The sequence below is a fragment of the Collimonas sp. OK307 genome (assembly GCF_900113705.1).
Taxonomy (GTDB): domain Bacteria; phylum Pseudomonadota; class Gammaproteobacteria; order Burkholderiales; family Burkholderiaceae_D; genus Collimonas.
Genome location: NZ_FOQI01000013.1, coordinates 99,696 through 118,091, shown reverse-complemented (window position 1 = coordinate 118,091; position 18,396 = coordinate 99,696). Strand labels below are relative to the sequence as shown.

The window sequence follows — 18,396 nt, the reverse complement described above, 5'->3', positions numbered from 1 at the left end:
TTATTGACCGCGCAAGAATAGTTTGTCCAGGTCCGATAGCGCCAGCTGGCTCCAGGTCGGGCGGCCGTGATTGCACTGGTCGGCGCGCTCGGTGGCTTCCATTTGCCGGAGCAGGGCGTTCATTTCCGGCGCCGTCAGGCTGCGGTTGGCGCGCACCGCGGTATGGCAGGCCAGGGTGCCGAGCAGTTCATTGCGACGTTCGACCAGGACGCGTGAGCCGCCGAATTCACGCACGTCGCGCAATACATCGCGTGCCAGCGTCTGTGCATCGGCATTCTTCAATAGTGCAGGGACCGAGCGCACCGCCAGCGTGGTGGGCGAGATGGCTGCGATGTCGAAACCGAGCGCGTGCAGGGTTTCCTGGTTTTCTTCGGCGGTGCCGACTTCAACTGCATCGGCAAAGAAGGTGACCGGGATTAGCAGAGGCTGCACCTGCATCGCATCCTCATCCAACGCGCCTTTCAATTGCTCGTACAGAATGCGCTCGTGGGCAGCGTGCATGTCAACCAGCACCAGGCCTTTGGTGTTTTGCGCAAGGATATAAATACCGTGCAACTGGGCGAGCGCGAAGCCAAGCGGGAAATCATCGCTCGGCAGCGTTTGATTGGCAGGCTGCAGTGCGGACGGATAGTTTGCCGCGACGCCGCCGGCAGCGCGATCATTATCTGTAAACAATGCACCGTAATTAGCCGTGGTTTGCGCCACGCCGTTGATGGAGGGCGCAAATTGCGGTCCGAATGAGGTTTGCTGCTGGGGCACTTGTGCGCCCGGTTGCAAAATCGCCTGCAGATGTTCTTGCGAACCGCGAATCCACGGCATTGCGCCGCTGGGCGAGGGCAATGGCGCCGGCGTTGCGCCAAACGAAGTGGCGGAAGTTTGCGCCAGCGCGCGGCTGACCGCATGAAATACGAACTGGTGAACTGCGCGGCTGTCGCGGAAGCGTACTTCGATTTTCGACGGGTGCACGTTGACATCGACCAGTGCCGGGTCGAGATCCAGTCCTAAGACGTACGAGGGATAGCGGTCGCCGTGCAGCACGTCCTGATAGGCGGCGCGAACCGCGTGGACCAGCAGCTTGTCGCGTACGAAGCGGCCGTTGACGTAGAAATACTGGGCGTCGGCGCGCGCCTTGGAGGCGGTCGGCAAACCGACAAAACCATGCAGGCGTAGCGGTCCGGCGCCTTCATCCAGCGCCAGGCGGGCATTGGCGAATTCGTTACCGAGGATGCTGGCGCTGCGCTTGGCGATTTCTGTGATGATCCAGTGATCGACAGTTTTACCGTTGTGCGTCAGGGAAAACGATACATCCGGCCGCGCTAAAGCGATGCGTCGTACCACTTCGGCGCAGTGGCCGAATTCGGTCTGGTCCGATTTCAGGAATTTACGTCTGGCTGGTGTATTGAAATACAGATCCTGGACGTCGACCGTGGTGCCCTGCGCGCCGGAGGATGGCGTCACGGCCAGCGTGCTGCCGTCGATTTCCGAGGCGTGGCCGGCGTCTGCGGTGCGCGAGGTCAGGGTCAGTTGCGATACCGAAGCGATGGATGCCAGCGCTTCGCCACGGAACCCTAGCGTGGCGACATGTTCCAAGTCGTGCAGCGAACTGATTTTTGATGTCGCATGACGCGCTAGCGCCAATGGCAGTTGTTCCGGGGAGATACCGCGGCCGTTATCAGTGATGGCGATGCGTTTGACCCCACCTTGCTCCAGCCGTACCGTGATTTGGGTGGCGCCTGCGTCCAGTGCATTTTCCAGGAGTTCCTTGACCACGGCGGAGGGTCGTTCGACCACTTCACCAGCCGCAATTTGCGAAATCAGGTTGTCTGGGAGTTGCTGGATAGCGCGGATGGGGGAGAGCGGTGCATTCATGTGGGGGATTATACCGAAGCGGGCACCTGCTGCAGCGAGTTGCCTCTCGGAAGCCTTGCCATTATGAGCACAAACAATTGTCGGATCTAATTATTTGCTGTCTTTCGTAGTGTATTATTCCCGCGCTAACTAAGGAAAAAATATGGACTTTATGCAATTCATGGACGTCATACTGCACGTCGATAAATCCCTCGGCTTTTTGATCAAGGAATATGGCACCTTGGTCTACATGGTTCTGTTCCTGATAGTTTTTTGCGAAACCGGCCTGGTGGTATTGCCGTTTTTGCCTGGCGATACCTTGTTATTTATCGGTGGTGCGTTTTGCGCAACCGGTGAGATGAATATCTGGTTGCTGATGGGTATGCTGATCGTTGCGGCAACTACCGGCAACACGTTGAATTACTGGATAGGCAGCTTGATAGGGCATAAGGTCTATACCCACGATTATCGATGGCTGGACAAGAAAGCCTTGCAAAAGACGCATGCGTTTTATGAGCATCACGGCGGCAAGACCATCATCCTGTCGCGTTTCGTGCCGATTGTGCGGACTTTCGCACCGTTTGTGGCAGGGGTGTCCGAAATGACTTTCTCCAAGTTCCAGTTCTTTAATATTACCGGCGCCTTGATATGGGTGGTCGGCCTGGTTTCGGCCGGTTATTTCTTCGGCAATATCCCGATCATTCGCGATCACCTGAACACGATTGTGTTGATCGGGGTTGGCGCAGCAGTGGTGCCGGTGGCGCTAGGCGGCTTGTGGAAGTTCTACCGGAAAATGCGCGGAGCTTAAATACAATCCAAGCACAGTCGAAGCACCATGAAATAAGGGCGCGCTGCAAGATTTGCTGCGCGCCCTTAATGTTTAAAAATCCGGCTTTAAGGCCTGGTTTTCAGTCGTTCAGGTCAAGCGATTCCTTGCCAGCGGCGGATTATGGGCAAAATACTTCTTGATCCCTTTCAGGACCGCATCCGCCATCTGATCCTGATAAGCATTGTCAGTCAGTTTCGCTTCTTCTTCCGGATTTGAAATGAAGGCGGTTTCAATCAGGATGCTTGGAATATCCGGAGCTTTCAACACCGCAAAACCGGCTTGCTCGACCGCACCCTTGTGCAATTTGTTGATGCCGCCGATTTCATTCAATACCGCGCTGCCCAGTTTCATGCTGTCGTTGATCTGTGCCGTGGTCGACAAATCCAGCAGCACGCTCGCCAGTTGACGATCATGGCTCTTGATGTTGATGCCGCCAATCAAGTCGGCCGAGTTTTCCTTGTTGGCCAGCCAGCGCGCAGCGGTTGAACTGGCGCCTTTTTCCGACAGCGCAAATACGGACGAACCGCGCGCGGTCGGCGTTACGAAGGCGTCGGCATGGATGGAAACAAACAGGTCGGCTTGCACCTTCCTGGCTTTTTGCACACGCACGCCGAGCGGTACGAAGTAATCGGCGTCGCGCGTCAGCATCACACGCATGTTCGGTTGTTGCTCGATCTTGGCCTTGAGCCGCTTGGCAATCGACAGCACGACGTCCTTTTCACGATTGCCGCCACGCCCGGTAGCGCCAGGGTCTTCACCGCCATGCCCCGGATCGAGGGCGATGGTGATCATGCGCGTTAATGTCGGGGTTGGGGTTTTGTCGGCTTTGGGATCGATGCGGGCGATCTGTTGCGGTGGTTCAGGTTGTGCCTGCAGCGGCAGTTTTTGTTCTGGCGGTTTGGTTTGCGCGACAGGCGGCGCGACTTCGCCCGGGTTGGAGGACGGCCATTCACCCTTTTCAATCATGGCGGCGATCAGGTCGGGCGGGTTGACCGGATACAAATCGAAGACCAGGCGATGCTGGTAACCACCCACCGGATCCAGTGTAAACACCTGCGGTTTGACTTCTTCCTTCAAGTCGAACACCAGCCGCACAACGTTGGGACGGTTCTGTCCGACCCGGACTTGTTTGATGTAAGGATCGTTAGGCTGAATCTTGGCGACCAGTTCCTTCAAGGTCGAATTGAGTTCGACACCTTCGATGTCGACCACCATGCGATCCGGATTTTGCACCAGGAAATGGGTGGTTTTCAGTTCCGAGTCGTTTTCCAGCGTGACGCGGGTGTAGTCTTCCGCCGGCCAGACCCGTACTGCGATAATTTGCGCAGCGCGTGCCGACAGCGGCGCCAGCACTGAAATGAGCAAAGTGCCGCCGGCCTTGAGTATGGTGCGGCGGACTTTCGATTTTAAAGGTTTGGTGCAAATTTCAGTCGAGCGAGACATTGACTACCCTTATCAGATAACGCCTGCAATTCTACATCACGTCCCTTGTCGGAAACACGGGAAACACTGAGTAATACATTGATGTCGGGCGGCGGCAACGCAGTAGCGGCTTTTTCCGGCCATTCGACGATGCAGATGGTGCTTTGGTTGAAGTATTCGCGGAAACCTGCCTCCAGGAATTCGTCCGGACTAGCCATCCGATACAAGTCGAAATGCATCACTTCGACCGCCTGTTGGGCTATCTGGATGGTATAAGGTTCCACCAGAGTGTAAGTAGGACTTTTGACGTGGCCTTCGTAACCGGCAGCGTGCAGCAAGGCGCGGGTCAGCGCGGTCTTGCCCGCACCCAGGTCGCCGTGCAAATGGATAGTCAGCCCGGGCAGCAAGGCTCTCGCCAATGCGGCTCCCAGAGCGTTGGTTCCAGCTTCATCGTGCAGGTGGGTAGTAAAATGGGGCATCTCGTTACATAGTCCTTCGTATCAGGTCTTTTAAATCAAATCTTTTGAAGCGAGGTCTTTGCTTCAAGTCTTTCAAGTCGCCCAGCCATGGTAGTCACCGAGCAAAATCTAGCAGCACTAGCCACCACCATCAAAGCATGGGGGCGGGAGCTTGGCTTTGCCGATATCCGCATCAGCGATGTCGATCTGGCGGAGCAAGAGGCTGGTTTTAAGGCATGGCTGGCGCTTGGCTATCACGGTGAGATGGATTATATGGCAGCGCACGGAATGAAGCGCGCCAGGCCTGCGGAACTGGTGCCGGGCGCGATCCGGGCGATAGCGGTGCGCATGGATTATCTGCCGCGCGCCTATCAGGATGATCAGGGCGAGTGGCGGCCACGCGAACAAGCGCGGCTGGAGCCTGCCGCTGCCGGCACCGCCACAGTGTCGCTGTATGCACGTGGACGCGATTATCACAAGGTGCTGCGTTCGCGCATGCAGCAACTGGCGGACCGGATCAAAGGCGAGATCGGCGATTTCGGCTATCGCGTGTTTACCGATTCGGCGCCGGTGATGGAAGTGGCCCTGGCGCAGAAGGCTGGCCTGGGCTGGCGCGGCAAGCACACCCTATTGTTGAATCGCGAGGCCGGATCGTTTTTCTTTCTCGGTGAAATCCTGACCGATCTGCCGTTGCCGGTCGATGAGGCCATCAGTTCGCATTGCGGGCAATGCAGCGCCTGTATCGATGTCTGCCCAACTAAGGCGATCGTCGGCCCGTATCGGCTCGACGCCCGCCGTTGCATCTCTTACCTGACGATCGAATTGAAAGGCAGCATTCCGGTGGAACTGCGGCCGCTGATCGGTAACCGCGTCTACGGCTGCGACGATTGCCAGCTATTCTGCCCGTGGAACAAGTTTGCGCAGCCATCCACGCTGGGTGATTTCGATGTCCGCAATGGTCTCGACCGGGCTAGCCTGGTGGAGTTATTCAGCTGGAGCGAGGAACAGTTCAATAGCCGCATGGAGGGCAGTCCGATCCGCCGCATCGGCTATCAACGCTGGTTGCGCAATATGGCGGTGGGCCTTGGCAATACCGCCGCGGCCGGCGCCGGTACACCGGAGATCATCGCCGCCTTGCGGCGGCGCAGCGACGATCCGTCCGAGCTGGTGCGGGAGCATGTGGCATGGGCCCTGCAGCAACACGGCGCATGATGGTTTAGTGCTGCAAGACCCACAGCCAGAACGGCAAGGTCAGCGCCGACAGCATGGTGCCGGCGGAAATCATGAACGCTACCAACGGACCATTACCACCCATCCTGGCCGCCAGGATGTAGGCGCTGGAAGCGGTCGGCAAGGCGCAAAACAGTACGACGATCTGCAGTTGCGACGGCGCCAGTCCCAGCCACTGCCCCAGCAGCCAGGCCATGGTCGGCACCGCCAGCAGCTTGATCGCCAGGAAGTACCCGGTCAGCGCTTTGGCACGATGCGCGCCGCTCAGGCGCAGGCCCGCCCCTACCAGCAGCAGGCCCAGCGCCAGAGCGGAGTTGCCGAGTCGCGACAAGACCGCTCCCGCCACTTCCGGCATCGGCAAGCCGGAAAGGCTATATAAGAGTCCGCAAGCGGTGGCGATCAACAAGGGATTGCGCACCAGCTCCTTGAACAAGCCGCCGCTTTTATGCGCCAGGGCATGGACCGCCGCCAGGTTACATAAAGGCACGCCAAAGCCGATCAGCATCGCCATCATGCCGGTGGCTTGCTCGCCGCCCAAGCGGGCCGCCAGGGCCAATGCCATATACGAATTGAAACGATAGGCGGTTTGCATGCCGGATTCGTAATCCATTGACGCTGCCTTGATCCACGGTTTACCCAGCCAGGTAAGCATGACGGCGCCGAGCAGCGCACACATGCCGACCATCAGCATCTTGCCGCTGGTGTCGAAACTGAGCGGGGTGCGTGCAGTGGAATAAAAGAGCAAGGCGGGGAAGAGCAGGAAATACACCAGTTTCTCCGCCCCGGTCCAGAATTCAGTCCCCCAGTTGCTAATGCGGTGCAAGATCGCTCCCAGCAGTATCAGCGAGAAATCCGGAAACAACAGGTTGACGATATACATGGAGTGGTTGATATTGTAAGAAAGTTGGCTCGATTGTAGACATGCCGAACCATCTTGCATAATTTTAAGGGGAGGTGGCGATATAAATTTCTACGTGGAAATTTATAGATGTTAATAAGTATTTATTTGACAATGGTTTAGTGAAAATCTATGTTGTTTAGTCAAAATGATTCATATAAATTATTTGTTAAATCTGCGTAACACCTGTTACAGTGCGACCACACTAGACATTGCAGATTGTAAAAAACACAGCAAATTGAACCGGATTTCGGTTTCCGGAAAACAGTAGTTATGTGGCACAGAATTCAGATTTTTTTAAGCGTCTGGCAGGAGCGGTTAAAAGCGATTGCCAACCAGGTTGAATAAACAGGATTGTAGGTGGTGGTGCATAAGAACGGTATTGATACCGGGGATACTGAGGAGACCTTGCACTCCGAATGAAGCTGTCTAAACAGCCGGGAGTGCATACGAAGTAATTTGAGGCGCATCGACAGATGCGCCTTTTTTATTTTATGCTTAGGGAATGAACATAATCTCGGATAGTCCATTAAAGCGCGCCGCCGGCGACCAGCTTCCCGCGCAGCACTTCACTGCCGTAGTCGCCGCGCCATTCGGTGCGATGGGCATACGCACTGAAGCCGGCTTGCTGCAGGAATTGGTCTATCTACCTCCCTCATTTCACGAAAAAGACGCCACCGATGCGTTGGCCGAACGCGCAGTCAGGCAGATCTGTCGTTATCTGGAACAACCCGATTTCCGCTTCGACCTGCCCCTGGCGCCGCTAGGCACTGCTTTCCAGCACCGGGTGTGGAAGGTGATTGCTGCAATACCGCGTGGGGAAGTACTCACTTATGGCCAGGTTGCCAAACTGATAGAGTCGGCGCCACGCGCGGTTGGGCAGGCATGCGGAGCCAACTGGTTTCCGTTGGTGATTCCCTGTCATCGGGTGACCGCGGCCGGCGGCCTGGGCGGTTTTTCTCATCACGATGACGAGGATGGCTTCCATCTGCGCGTCAAACGCTGGTTGCTGGAGCATGAAGGCGTGGTCGGCTTGTGAGACGGTCCAAGGCTGACACACTAGCGAAACCGGCATTAAACACCGAACATCAAACCGCGATCGACGAGTTTTGCGACAGCTTGTGGCTGGAAGACGGCCTTGCCAAGAATTCGCTTGAAGCCTATCGGCGCGACATGACGCTGTTCGCCTTGTGGTTGCAGGAGCAACCGGATGGCAAGACCTTGTTTGCTATCAATGCCGGTGATCTGAACGCGTATTTCCTGGCTAAGCATGAAAGCAGCAAGGCGACCTCGTCGAACCGCCGTCTGGCGGTACTCAAGCGTTTCTATCTGCTGGCTTTGCGGCAAAACCGCATCAGCGTCGATCCTTGCCTGCATTTGCGTTCTGCCAAGCAAGCGCCGCGTTTTCCCAAGATATTGTCCGAAGCCCAGGTTGAAGCGTTGCTGGCAGCGCCCGATGTCGCGACGCCGCTCGGCCTGCGCGACCGTACCATGCTGGAGCTGATGTATGCCAGCGGCTTGCGGGTATCGGAGCTGGTGCTGCTGAAAACGCTGGAAGTCGGCATGAACGAAGGCGTGCTGCGGATTACCGGCAAGGGTAATAAAACGCGCCTGCTGCCGTTTGGCGAGGAAGCGCGGAACTGGATCGTGCGCTACCTGAAAGATGCGCGTGGTCAGATCATGGACGGTCAGATGGATGATGCGTTGTTCGTGACGGCCCGCGGTGGCGCCATGACGCGCCAGATGTTCTGGACCTTGATCAAGAAATACGCACTCAAGGCCGCCATCAACGCGCCTTTGTCGCCGCATACCTTGCGGCATGCTTTCGCTACTCATCTGCTGAATCACGGCGCGGATTTGCGCGTAGTGCAATTACTATTGGGGCATGCCGATATATCAACGACTCAAATTTATACCCATGTGGCGCGTGAACGTTTGAAGGCACTGCATGCAGCGCATCATCCGCGTGGTTAATTTTTTGGCAATTATTTTGATCGTCCCATTAAATTGAATTCTGCATCTTCCCAATTATTCTCCTGTATCCTGTAATACATCTATTCAAGAGTTTATTTAGGGGGCGCAATTGGCAAAAACGAATTTTCAGTATGAAAAACGGCAAAAAGAGTTAGAGAAGAAGAAAAAGAAGGAAGAAAAGCTGAAGCGTAAGGCGGAGAAAGGTTCTTCCACCGAAGTTGAGGTTGACGTAGAAGATGCGGCAGAGTCCGAACTGCCGGCTACCGGCGAACCGGCTTCCGATGAGCCAAAACAGCCTTAACCGTTAAACATCTTAGTTAAGCACCTTAGTTAAGCACGTTCAACGCGGCGGTCAGCCGACCAGCCTGGATCAGCGGCAGGGATTGTCGCTGCGTCAAGTTTTACGAACGAAAACATGATTTGCCAGCAGCCGCCCAGGCACAGGGCGCTGCGTTCAAATACCCGGTATGACAAAACACATTGCAGAGACCCCGGCGACGCAATTCTTGCGCAAGCACGGCGCGGTCTTTTCCGAGCACCCCTATGCATATGAAGAACATGGCGGCACCACGGTATCGGCGCGCGCGTTAGGCGTGGATGAACATCATGTGGTGAAGACGCTGGTGATGCAGGATGAGGCAGCCAAGCCCCTGATTATCCTGATGCACGGCGACCGCAAGGTGTCGACCAAGAACCTGGCGCGGCAAATCGGCTGCAAGTCGGTCGAACCTTGCAAACCGGAGGTGGCGAATCGACATTCCGGCTACCTGATCGGCGGCACTTCGCCGTTCGCTACCCGCAAGGCGCTGCCGGTCTATATAGAAGAAAGCATCCTGGCCTTGCAGAAGATATATATTAACGGTGGCCGGCGTGGTTACCTGATTGGCATGGCGCCGCAAAGCGTGGCAGATCTGTTGCAAGCAAAAGCGGTCCAGTGCGGACTGGACGAATAGGCGGAATAAGGGCGGAATAAGCGCCAAACCTGAATCAACCAAATACAAAAGAAAGAGACACGCATGTACATATTGTTATTCGCGCTTGCCGCCTACCTGATCGGTTCGGTATCGTTCGGCATCATCACCAGCAAGGTATTCGGGCTGGGAGATCCGCGTACCTACGGCTCGAATAATCCCGGCGCTACCAACGTCCTGCGCAGCGGGAATAAAACCGCGGCGGCCCTGACTTTGCTCGGCGATGGTTTCAAGGGCTGGCTGGCGGTGTGGCTGACACAAAAATACGGGCCGCAATTCGGCTTGGGCGATGGCGCCGTTGCGCTGGCCGCCGTGGCGGTATTTTTGGGACATCTGTGGCCGGTGTTCTTTCGTTTTGCCGGCGGCAAAGGTGTAGCCACGTTGCTCGGCATCCTGATTGGCATCAGCCTCTGGCTGGGCCTGGCGACCATCGCGACCTGGATGATCGTGGCCTATGCGTTTCGCTATTCCTCGCTGGCGGCCTTGATTGCCAGCGTCTTCGCGCCATTCTTCTATGCCTTGATGGAAGGGCCAGACATGATTTTGCTGGCAATTGTTGTCATGAGCGCCTTGCTGATCTATCGCCATGCCAAAAACATCGGCAATTTACTGGCCGGTAAGGAAAGCCGTATCGGCGCCAAGAAGAAGGGCGGCAAGGCGGCGTAGCGTGGGCACTTGTGCCCACGCGTGACTTCAAATCCACCATCATGCTTATTCGGCAATATAGGCAAAAAGAAACTTGCCCAACCTGCCGATGATAAAAAAAGCGCTGCTCCCTTCCGGGTCAGCGCTTTTTTACTTAGATTTACGGTAGTCGTTATATCGAATTGGCTATATGTCAGATTTTATCGATATCAATATGTAATTATTGCTGCGATGCGGTATGGTGTTTCAAGCTGGAATTCAGCTTTTCGACGCAATGAAAAAACTAATAAGCCAGAATTTCTCATAGTATTTTACCTTGCTGTGCAGCATATTTTCGCATTATGAAATCAAATATCGCTATTTGGAAATGGAAAAAACTCCTGTTAGAATTTGGCGTCCGTCTACGAAGTGACGTAGATGCTTGCGACCCAACCCGCTAATCCGATGTTAAATTGGACAGGCGCACAAATTCAGGAGACTCAGCATGTCAGCCCAGCTCGACCAGGTTTTGGCCCAGGCCGCCAACGATCCAGACGTCATAGAAACCCAAGAATGGCTTGATGCGCTCGAAGCTGTTATTGAAACCGAAGGCCCTGAACGCGCCCACTATCTGATGGAAAGAATGGTCGACCTGGCCCGCCGCCGTGGCGCCCAGATCCCGTTTTCCAGCAACACCGCTTACGTCAACACCATCCCGGCCCACATGGGCGAGCCTTGCCCCGGCGATCTGGAGATCGAAGAGCGCCTGCGCTCGTGGATGCGCTGGAATGCGATGGCGATGGTGGTCAAGGCCAATCGTCTGGATGGCGACCTTGGCGGCCATCTGTCCAGCTTTGCATCGCTGGCCAACATGCTGGGCATCGGCTTCAACCATTTCTGGCATGCACCGTCTGAAAACCACGGTGGCGACCTGTTGTACATCCAGGGCCACTCGTCGCCGGGCATTTACGCCCGCGCTTTCCTCGAAGGCCGCCTGACTGAAGAGCAACTGCTGCATTTCCGTCGCGAAGTCGACGGCAACGGCCTGTCTTCCTACCCGCATCCGAAGCTGATGCCGGATTTCTGGCAATTCCCTACCGTATCGATGGGCCTGGGCCCGCTGATGGCGATTTACCAGGCGCGTTTCCTGAAATACCTGCATGCACGCGGCATCGCCGATACCGCCAACCGCAAGGTTTGGGCCTTCTGCGGCGACGGTGAGATGGACGAACCGGAATCGATGGGCGCCATCGGCATGGCCGGTCGCGAACGTCTCGACAACCTGGTGATCGTGGTCAACTGTAACCTGCAGCGCCTGGACGGTCCGGTGCGCGGTAACGGCAAGATCATCCAGGAACTGGAAAGCGATTTCCGCGGCGCCGGCTGGAACGTGGTCAAGGTAATCTGGGGCGCAGGCTGGGACGATCTGCTGGCGCGCGACAAGGAAGGTATCTTGCAGCGCGTGATGATGGAAACCGTCGACGGCGAATACCAGAACTACAAAGCCAAGGATGGCGCTTTCGTACGTAAGCATTTCTTCGGCAAGCATCCGAAGTTGCTGGAACTGGTCAGCAAGATGTCGGACGACGATATCTGGCACCTGACCCGCGGCGGCCACGATCCGCACAAGATTTACGCTGCTTTCAAAGTGGCGCAAGAACACAAGGGCCAGCCGACTGTCTTGCTGGTCAAGAGTATCAAGGGTTACGGCTTCGGCAAATCAGGCGAAGCGCGCAATACTGCGCACAACACCAAGAAGCTGGACGACGAAGCCATCAAGGCCATGCGCGACCGCTTCCAGTTGCCGATTTCCGACGACAAGCTGGCGGAAGTGCCGTTCTTCAAGCCAGCCGACGACACCCCGGAAATGCAATACCTGCACGCTCGCCGCAAAGAGCTGGGCGGTTACCTGCCGCAACGCCGTCAGAAAGCTGACGAAGTATTGGTGGTGCCGGAATTGTCCGCATTCAAGGGCGCCCTGGAGCCGACTGCCGAAGGCCGTGAGATTTCCACGACCCAGGCATACGTACGTATCCTGAACATCCTGTTGCGCGACCCGAGCCTGGGTCAGCGCGTAGTGCCGATCATGGTCGACGAGTCGCGTACTTTCGGTATGGAAGGCTTGTTCCGCCAGATCGGTATTTTCAGCCAGGTCGGCCAGTTGTACGAGCCGGTCGATAAAGATCAGGTGATGTACTACCGTGAAGACAAGGCTGGCCAGATCTTGCAAGAGGGGATCAACGAAGCCGGCGGCATGAGTTCATGGATTGCCGCGGCAACTTCCTACTCGACCAATAACCGGGTCATGATTCCGTTCTACACCTACTACTCGATGTTCGGTCTGCAGCGTATCGGCGACCTGGCCTGGGCAGCGGGCGACATGCGTGCCCGTGGCTTCCTGCTGGGCGGCACTGCCGGCCGTACCACATTGAACGGCGAAGGCTTGCAGCATGAAGATGGCCACAGCCATGTCCTGGCTTCGACCATCCCGAACTGCGTTCCCTACGATCCGACCTTCTCGCACGAAGTCGCAGTCATCATGCATGACGGCCTGCGCCGCATGGTCACCAATCAGGAAGACGTGTTCTACTACCTGACGCTGATGAACGAGAACTACAGCCATCCGGGCCTCAAGGAAGGCCAGGAAGAGGGCATCATCAAGGGTCTCTATCTGTTGCAAGAAGGTGGCAAGAAGAACAAGCAGCGCGTACAACTGATGGGTTCCGGCACGATTCTGCGCGAAGTCATCGAAGGCGCAGCATTGCTCGCCAGCGACTGGGGCGTCGATGCCGATATCTGGTCGGCGCCATCGTTCACCTTGCTGGCCCGCGACGGCCAGGATGTCGAACGCTGGAACATGCTGCATCCGACCGAAACACCGCGTCTGGCGCACATTACCCAATGCCTGAAAGACACCACCGGTCCGATCATCGTCTCCACCGATTACATGCGTACTTTCGCTGAGCAGGCGCGTGCTTTTGTTCCTGCCGGCCGTACTTACAAGGTGCTGGGCACGGACGGCTTCGGTCGCTCGGATACCCGCGCCAAGCTGCGTGAATTCTTTGAAGTCAACCGCTACTATGTGGCAGTGGCGGCATTGAAGGCCCTGGCGGACGACGGCAAGATCAAAGCCTCGGTTGTCGCCGATGCGATTACCAAGTATGGTATCAATCCGGAGAAGCCGAATCCGGTCACGCAATAAGGTACTGGTCTTGATAACTGGACAACAAGTTAGCAAGCAATAGCAGGTAAGAGTAACGGTAACCAAGCCAGTATTAAAATTTCCACGGCTATGAACGCGGGCCTGAATTTTCTGAAAGGAAACTCAGGCCCGCGATTTACAGCGGGCAGAATGAATGGAGCTAAGCGATGAGTATGGTGGAAGTCAAAGTCCCGGATATCGGCGACGTCAGTGAAGTTGAAGTCATTGAATTGATGGTCAAGGTCGGCGACACGGTAAAGGTTGATCAATCGCTGATCACGGTCGAATCCGACAAGGCCAGCATGGAAATCCCGTCCAGTCATGCGGGTGTGATCAAGGAATTGAAAGTCAAGCTGGGCGACAAGGTCAAGGAAGGCACTTTGGTGCTGGTACTTGAAGTCGATGCAGCTGCGGCAGCGCCGGCGCCAGCCAGCGCTCCGGCTGCGGCGCCGGCAGCACCGACGGCGGCAGCTCCGGCCCCGGCGCCTGCAGTAGTAGCTGCACCTGCTCCGGTAGCGGCGCCAGCTCCGGCAGCACCGGTCCTTGCCAGCGGCAGCATTCCGCATGCATCGCCATCGGTGCGCAAATTCGCGCGTGAACTGGGTGTTGACCTGAGCCGCGTTGCCGGCACCGGCATCAAGGCCCGTATCACCCACGAAGATGTACAGAATTACGTCAAGGGCGTGATCTCAGGTGCGGCCAGCGGTAGCGCTGCTGCTTCGGCCAGCAAGGGCGGTAGCGGTGTCGGACTGGATCTGTTGGCATGGCCATCGCTGGATTTCAGCAAGCAAGGCCCGACCGAGTTGCTGCCGTTGTCGCGTATCAAAAAACTCAGCGGCCCGAACCTGCATCGCAACTGGGTCATGATCCCGCACGTCACGCAATTCGACGAAGCCGATATCACCGAGCTGGAAGAATTCCGCAAGCAAGCCAATGACAGTTTTGCCAAGGCCAAGTCGCCGGTCAAGCTGACCATGCTGGCATTCGTGATCAAGGCCAGCGTCGCTGCGCTGAAGAAATTCCCTGCATTCAATTCCTCGCTCGATGCCAAGGGTGAAAACCTGATCCTCAAGCAGTACTACAACATCGGCTTTGCCGCCGACACGCCGAACGGCCTGGTAGTACCGGTGATCAAGGATGCCGACAAAAAGGGCATCGGCCAGATCGCCCAGGAAATGGGCGAATTGTCTGCCCAAGCCCGCGACGGCAAGTTGAAGCCGGCCGACATGCAAGGCGCAACCTTCACGATTTCTTCGTTGGGCGGTATCGGTGGTACGGCATTCACGCCGATCATCAATGCGCCTGAAGTGGCGATCCTGGGCTTGTCGAAAGCATCGTTGAAACCGGTCTGGGATGGCAAGCAATTCGTGCCGCGCCTGATGATGCCTACCTCCTTGTCTTACGATCATCGCGTTGTCGACGGCGCCATGGGTGCACGCTTTAGCGTCTATCTGGCTGAAGTACTGGCCGACATGCGCAAGACACTGTTGTGATGCCGGGCGGGCGCAAAATGAAAGCTTGTCCTTTCATTTTGCGCCGCTTGCGGTCATTTGGCATACCGATGGAGAGCAACTATGACTACCTGTGTTGTCGTCAAAAAAAATGGGCAAATCGCGATTGCGTCTGATTCGCTGGTGACGTTCGGCGATACCCGTTTGTCGCATGCTTATGAGGTCAACAACAAGATATTCCAGGTTGGCGAATCGTATATCACGCTGGCTGGCACCGCAGCGCATTTCCCGGTGATGCGCAAGCTGCTGACCGGCATGGGAGAAGACTGCAAGCTGAATACGCGCGACGAGGTATTCGAGACCTTTTCCAAGGTACACACCATCCTCAAGGATCAGTATTTCCTGAATACCAAAGAGGATGAAGACGATCCCTACGAGTCATCGCAGATTACTGCCTTGATTGCCAATCCTTACGGTATTTTCGGTGTGTATTCCTATCGCGAAGTGTTCAGTTTCGATCGTTTCTGGGGCATAGGCAGTGGCCGCAATTTTGCCTTGGGCGCGATGTATGCAGTCTACGACCAGGATGTCAGCGCACAGCGTATCGCCGAAGTCGGGGTGCATGCCGGCGTTGAATTCGATAAGAGTTCTGCCACCCCGATGCGCATTCACAGTTTTGAAATGAAATCCTAGGCGGCGCAGGGCACGCTGGGCACGGCACGCAGCATCACACTACATCACACATTTTTCCTCCAGACGGGGGAACGAGCATGGAGCAAACGCTATGAGTATGGTTGAAGTCAAGGTCCCGGATATCGGCGACGTCAAAGAAGTAGAAGTCATTGAATTGCTGGTCAAGGTGGGCGATACCGTCAAGGTCGATCAGTCGCTGATCACGGTGGAATCGGACAAGGCCAGCATGGAGATTCCATCCAGCCAGGCCGGCGTCATCAAGGAAATCAAGGTCAAGGTCGGCGACAAGGTTAGTGAAGGTTCGCTGGTTCTGGTGTTGGAAGCTGCCGGCGCTGCAGCATCTGCTGCGCCCTCTGCCGCACCAGCGCAAGCGGCGGCACCAGCTGCCGCCACCCCGGCTGCTGCGACTGCACCAGCCGCAGCGACCGGCGCCGTCAGCACGATCGAAATCAAAGTGCCGGATATCGGCGATGTCAAGGAAGTCGACGTCATCGAGTTGATGGTCAAGGTTGGCGACAGCGTCAAGGTCGACCAGTCGCTGATTACCGTTGAATCGGACAAGGCCAGCATGGAGATTCCTTCCAGCCAGGCCGGTACGATCAAGGAAATCAAGGTCAAGGTCGGCGACAAGGTTAGCGAAGGTTCCCTGATCGTGTTGCTGGAAACCGTCGGTGCTGCCGGGGTAGCTCCTGCTGCGCCAGCAGCTACGGCCCCTGCTCCGGCAGCTGCGCCTGCTGTAGCGGCTCCCGCCGCCGTCAGTTTCGCCGGCAAGGTCGATATCGAGTGCGACACCATGGTGCTGGGCGCTGGTCCTGGCGGCTATACCGCAGCATTCCGTGCTGCCGACCTGGGCCAAAGCGTGGTGATGATCGAGCGTTATCCTAGCCTCGGCGGGGTTTGCCTGAACGTCGGTTGTATTCCATCCAAGGCGCTTTTGCATGCAGCCAAGGTGATTACAGAAGCGGAAGAAATGGCGCATTTCGGCGTCAAGATGTCGGCGCCGGAAATCGACATCGATGCCTTGCGCGGCTGGAAAGAAAGCGTCATCAAGAAATTGACCGGCGGCCTGAGCGGGTTGTCGAAGGCGCGCAAAGTGCAAGTGTTGACCGGCAAGGGGGAATTCAGCTCAGCCAACACGATCACGGTAGCCACCGCTGACGGTCCGAAAGTAGTCGGTTTCAAGAATGCGATTATCGCCGCCGGTTCTTCGGTCGCCCGCATCCCCGGTTTCCCGTACGACGATCCGCGTCTGATCGATTCCACCGGCGCGCTGGAACTGCGCCAGATTCCGAAGAAACTGCTGGTCATCGGCGGTGGCATCATCGGCCTGGAAATGGCTTGCGTGTATGACGCGCTCGGCTCCAAGGTAACGGTGGTCGAATTTGCCGACGGCTTGATTCCTGCGGCCGACCGCGACGTCGTCAAGCCGCTGCAAAAGCGTATCGAAAAACGCTACGAAGCGATTTACCTGAAAACCAAGGTCACCAAACTGGAAGCCTTGAAAGAAGGTTTGCGCGCAACGTTTGAAGGCGCCGACAGCAGCTCCCCGGCAGCACCGGAACCGCAACTGTACGATATGGTGCTGGTGGCCGTAGGCCGTCGTCCTAACGGCAAGGAAATCGCAGCTGAAAAAGCTGGCGTGATCGTCAACGAGCGTGGTTTTATCCCGGCCAACAAACAACAGCGTACCAACGTCCCGCACATCTTTGCCATCGGCGACATCTGCGGCGATCCTATGCTGGCGCACAAAGCCACCAACGAAGCCAAGGTTGCAGCTGAAGTCATCGCCGGACACAAGGTTGAGTTCGATGCGATGACGATTCCGTCGGTGGCCTACACCGATCCGGAAATCGCCTGGATGGGCCTGACCGAAACCGAAGCCAAAGCCAAAGGCATTCCTTTCGAAAAAGCCAATTTCCCGTGGGCGGCAAGCGGCCGTGCACTGGCAATGGGCCGCGACGACGGCATGACCAAGCTGTTGTGGGATCCGACCACAAAACGCATCATCGGCGCCGGTATCGTTGGCGTGAATGCCGGCGAGCTGTTGGCGGAAACCGTGCTGGCGATGGAAATGGGCGCCGACCTGGAAGACCTGGCGTTGACCATCCATGCCCATCCGACGCTGTCGGAGACGCCGATGTTTGCGGCTGAAATGGGCTTGGGCACGATCACCGACCTGTTCATCCCAAAGAAGAAATAAAGCAGCAGGGTGGGCACGCAGTGCCCACGCAGCATAAAAAAACGCCGTTCCAGCATCAGCCGGAACGGCGTTTTTGTTTATATCAGCCGAAAGTAATCAATCCACAGCGATCAATCAAAATACCGGCGCACCGCCTCAAAACGCGTCGCGTAATAACGATTGTCGAGACGGTCTATACGTACCTTGCCATTGGTCGACGGCGCATTGATGAAGCGGCCGTCGCCAATATAAATCCCGACATGGGAAAAAGCGCGGTGCATGGTATTGAAAAAAACCAGGTCGCCAGGCCGTAGTTCTGCCTTGGAAATACTTTTTCCCTGGCGCGCGATATCTGCCGCGCTACCGGTGACATTGAGCCCCGCCGCCTGTTTATACACGTAAGTGACCATGCCGCTGCAATCGAGCCCGGCTTCCGGGTTCTTGCCGCCGAAGCGATAGTTGGTATCAATCAGGCCCAGCGAGTAGATGACGATGTTGTTGCCCTTTTCGCTGACAGGTGCGTCGTCGGCGGAGCCGGGGCGGACCAAACCGGTTCCGCCGCAAGCTGCCAGCAACAAAGCCAGGCAACAGATAAAGAGATTTCTGATCGTCATCGA

16 protein-coding genes are annotated in these 18,396 nt (G+C 56.5%); 11 read left to right on the top strand and 5 right to left on the bottom strand.

What is annotated here, in order from left to right:
* Entirely contained in the window at positions 1 to 1,869 is a 1,869-nt protein-coding gene (gene mutL, locus BM205_RS17065; RefSeq protein WP_092416063.1) for a DNA mismatch repair endonuclease MutL, read from the bottom strand.
* 142 nt (positions 1,870 to 2,011) lie between these two features.
* On the opposite strand from mutL, the gene BM205_RS17060 reads away from it, so the two are divergent.
* Positions 2,012 to 2,656 carry a VTT domain-containing protein gene (locus BM205_RS17060; RefSeq protein WP_092416062.1) on the top strand — a complete coding sequence of 215 codons (645 nt, stop codon included), beginning with the start codon at positions 2,012 to 2,014 and terminating at the stop codon, positions 2,654 to 2,656.
* A gap of 108 nt (positions 2,657 to 2,764) precedes the next feature.
* Here the strand turns inward: BM205_RS17060 and BM205_RS17055 are convergent, their stop codons facing one another.
* On the bottom strand, positions 2,765 to 4,120 hold the full coding sequence (locus BM205_RS17055) for an N-acetylmuramoyl-L-alanine amidase (RefSeq protein ID WP_092416061.1): 1,356 nt from the start codon (positions 4,118 to 4,120) through the stop codon (positions 2,765 to 2,767).
* Complete coding sequence (gene tsaE, locus BM205_RS17050; RefSeq protein WP_092416060.1) at positions 4,084 to 4,578, bottom strand: tRNA (adenosine(37)-N6)-threonylcarbamoyltransferase complex ATPase subunit type 1 TsaE; 495 nt, start codon at positions 4,576 to 4,578, stop codon at positions 4,084 to 4,086. The genes BM205_RS17055 and tsaE overlap by 37 nt, the downstream gene beginning before the upstream one ends.
* Positions 4,579 to 4,665: 87 nt before the next feature.
* Between tsaE and queG the strand changes: the two genes are divergently transcribed.
* The gene (gene queG / locus BM205_RS17045; RefSeq protein ID WP_092416059.1) at positions 4,666 to 5,769 is read left to right on the top strand and encodes a tRNA epoxyqueuosine(34) reductase QueG; all 1,104 of its coding nucleotides are present in this window, start codon (positions 4,666 to 4,668) and stop codon (positions 5,767 to 5,769) included.
* Positions 5,770 to 5,773: 4 nt separating this feature from the next.
* On the opposite strand, the gene BM205_RS17040 is transcribed toward queG, so the two are convergent.
* Positions 5,774 to 6,667 carry an AEC family transporter gene (locus BM205_RS17040; RefSeq protein WP_092416058.1) on the bottom strand — a complete coding sequence of 298 codons (894 nt, stop codon included), beginning with the start codon at positions 6,665 to 6,667 and terminating at the stop codon, positions 5,774 to 5,776.
* Between the two features lie 619 nt (positions 6,668 to 7,286).
* Between BM205_RS17040 and BM205_RS17035 the strand changes: the two genes are divergently transcribed.
* The 9 genes from BM205_RS17035 to lpdA all read left to right on the top strand — a co-directional run bounded on the left by BM205_RS17035 (position 7,287) and on the right by lpdA (position 17,800).
* The gene (locus BM205_RS17035) at positions 7,287 to 7,724 is read left to right on the top strand and encodes a methylated-DNA--[protein]-cysteine S-methyltransferase (RefSeq protein ID WP_371326506.1); all 438 of its coding nucleotides are present in this window, start codon (positions 7,287 to 7,289) and stop codon (positions 7,722 to 7,724) included.
* Complete coding sequence (xerD, locus tag BM205_RS17030; protein WP_092416056.1) at positions 7,721 to 8,659, top strand: site-specific tyrosine recombinase XerD; 939 nt, start codon at positions 7,721 to 7,723, stop codon at positions 8,657 to 8,659. Before BM205_RS17035 ends, xerD begins: the two co-directional genes overlap by 4 nt.
* Positions 8,660 to 8,768: 109 nt before the next feature.
* Positions 8,769 to 8,960, top strand: a complete 192-nt coding sequence (locus BM205_RS17025; RefSeq protein ID WP_092416055.1) for a hypothetical protein — start codon at positions 8,769 to 8,771, stop codon at positions 8,958 to 8,960.
* A gap of 166 nt (positions 8,961 to 9,126) precedes the next feature.
* Positions 9,127 to 9,612 carry a Cys-tRNA(Pro) deacylase gene (ybaK, locus tag BM205_RS17020; RefSeq protein ID WP_092416054.1) on the top strand — a complete coding sequence of 162 codons (486 nt, stop codon included), beginning with the start codon at positions 9,127 to 9,129 and terminating at the stop codon, positions 9,610 to 9,612.
* A 63-nt stretch (positions 9,613 to 9,675) separates the two neighbouring features.
* Positions 9,676 to 10,296, top strand: a complete 621-nt coding sequence (gene plsY / locus BM205_RS17015) for a glycerol-3-phosphate 1-O-acyltransferase PlsY (protein ID WP_092416053.1) — start codon at positions 9,676 to 9,678, stop codon at positions 10,294 to 10,296.
* A 463-nt stretch (positions 10,297 to 10,759) separates the two neighbouring features.
* Positions 10,760 to 13,456: a pyruvate dehydrogenase (acetyl-transferring), homodimeric type gene (aceE, locus tag BM205_RS17010; protein ID WP_092416052.1), complete on the top strand. Its 2,697-nt coding sequence runs from the start codon at positions 10,760 to 10,762 to the stop codon at positions 13,454 to 13,456.
* 167 nt (positions 13,457 to 13,623) lie between these two features.
* On the top strand, positions 13,624 to 14,949 hold the full coding sequence (gene aceF, locus BM205_RS17005; protein WP_092416051.1) for a dihydrolipoyllysine-residue acetyltransferase: 1,326 nt from the start codon (positions 13,624 to 13,626) through the stop codon (positions 14,947 to 14,949).
* Between the two features lie 81 nt (positions 14,950 to 15,030).
* Entirely contained in the window at positions 15,031 to 15,600 is a 570-nt protein-coding gene (locus BM205_RS17000; protein ID WP_092416050.1) for an Ntn hydrolase family protein, read from the top strand.
* A gap of 91 nt (positions 15,601 to 15,691) precedes the next feature.
* Positions 15,692 to 17,800, top strand: a complete 2,109-nt coding sequence (gene lpdA, locus BM205_RS16995) for a dihydrolipoyl dehydrogenase (protein WP_092416049.1) — start codon at positions 15,692 to 15,694, stop codon at positions 17,798 to 17,800.
* Positions 17,801 to 17,910: 110 nt separating this feature from the next.
* Here the strand turns inward: lpdA and BM205_RS16990 are convergent, their stop codons facing one another.
* Positions 17,911 to 18,393 (bottom strand): C40 family peptidase, encoded by a 483-nt coding sequence (locus BM205_RS16990; RefSeq protein ID WP_092416048.1) that lies wholly within the window; start codon positions 18,391 to 18,393, stop codon positions 17,911 to 17,913.
* Positions 18,394 to 18,396 lie beyond the last annotated feature (3 nt).

Bases quoted from the DNA above. Each gene is read 5' to 3' on its own strand.
- mutL (WP_092416063.1), bottom strand. From the start codon at position 1,869: ATGAATGCACCGCTCTCCCCCATCCGCGCTATCCAGCAACTCCCAGAC.
- BM205_RS17060 (WP_092416062.1), top strand. From the start codon at position 2,012: ATGGACTTTATGCAATTCATGGACGTCATACTGCACGTCGATAAATCC.
- BM205_RS17055 (WP_092416061.1), bottom strand. From the start codon at position 4,120: ATGTCTCGCTCGACTGAAATTTGCACCAAACCTTTAAAATCGAAAGTC.
- tsaE (WP_092416060.1), bottom strand. From the start codon at position 4,578: ATGCCCCATTTTACTACCCACCTGCACGATGAAGCTGGAACCAACGCT.
- queG (WP_092416059.1), top strand. From the start codon at position 4,666: ATGGTAGTCACCGAGCAAAATCTAGCAGCACTAGCCACCACCATCAAA.
- BM205_RS17040 (WP_092416058.1), bottom strand. From the start codon at position 6,667: ATGTATATCGTCAACCTGTTGTTTCCGGATTTCTCGCTGATACTGCTG.
- BM205_RS17035 (WP_371326506.1), top strand. From the start codon at position 7,287: ATGGGCATACGCACTGAAGCCGGCTTGCTGCAGGAATTGGTCTATCTA.
- ybaK (WP_092416054.1), top strand. From the start codon at position 9,127: ATGACAAAACACATTGCAGAGACCCCGGCGACGCAATTCTTGCGCAAG.
- plsY (WP_092416053.1), top strand. From the start codon at position 9,676: ATGTACATATTGTTATTCGCGCTTGCCGCCTACCTGATCGGTTCGGTA.
- aceE (WP_092416052.1), top strand. From the start codon at position 10,760: ATGTCAGCCCAGCTCGACCAGGTTTTGGCCCAGGCCGCCAACGATCCA.
- aceF (WP_092416051.1), top strand. From the start codon at position 13,624: ATGAGTATGGTGGAAGTCAAAGTCCCGGATATCGGCGACGTCAGTGAA.
- BM205_RS17000 (WP_092416050.1), top strand. From the start codon at position 15,031: ATGACTACCTGTGTTGTCGTCAAAAAAAATGGGCAAATCGCGATTGCG.
- lpdA (WP_092416049.1), top strand. From the start codon at position 15,692: ATGAGTATGGTTGAAGTCAAGGTCCCGGATATCGGCGACGTCAAAGAA.
- BM205_RS16990 (WP_092416048.1), bottom strand. From the start codon at position 18,393: ATGACGATCAGAAATCTCTTTATCTGTTGCCTGGCTTTGTTGCTGGCA.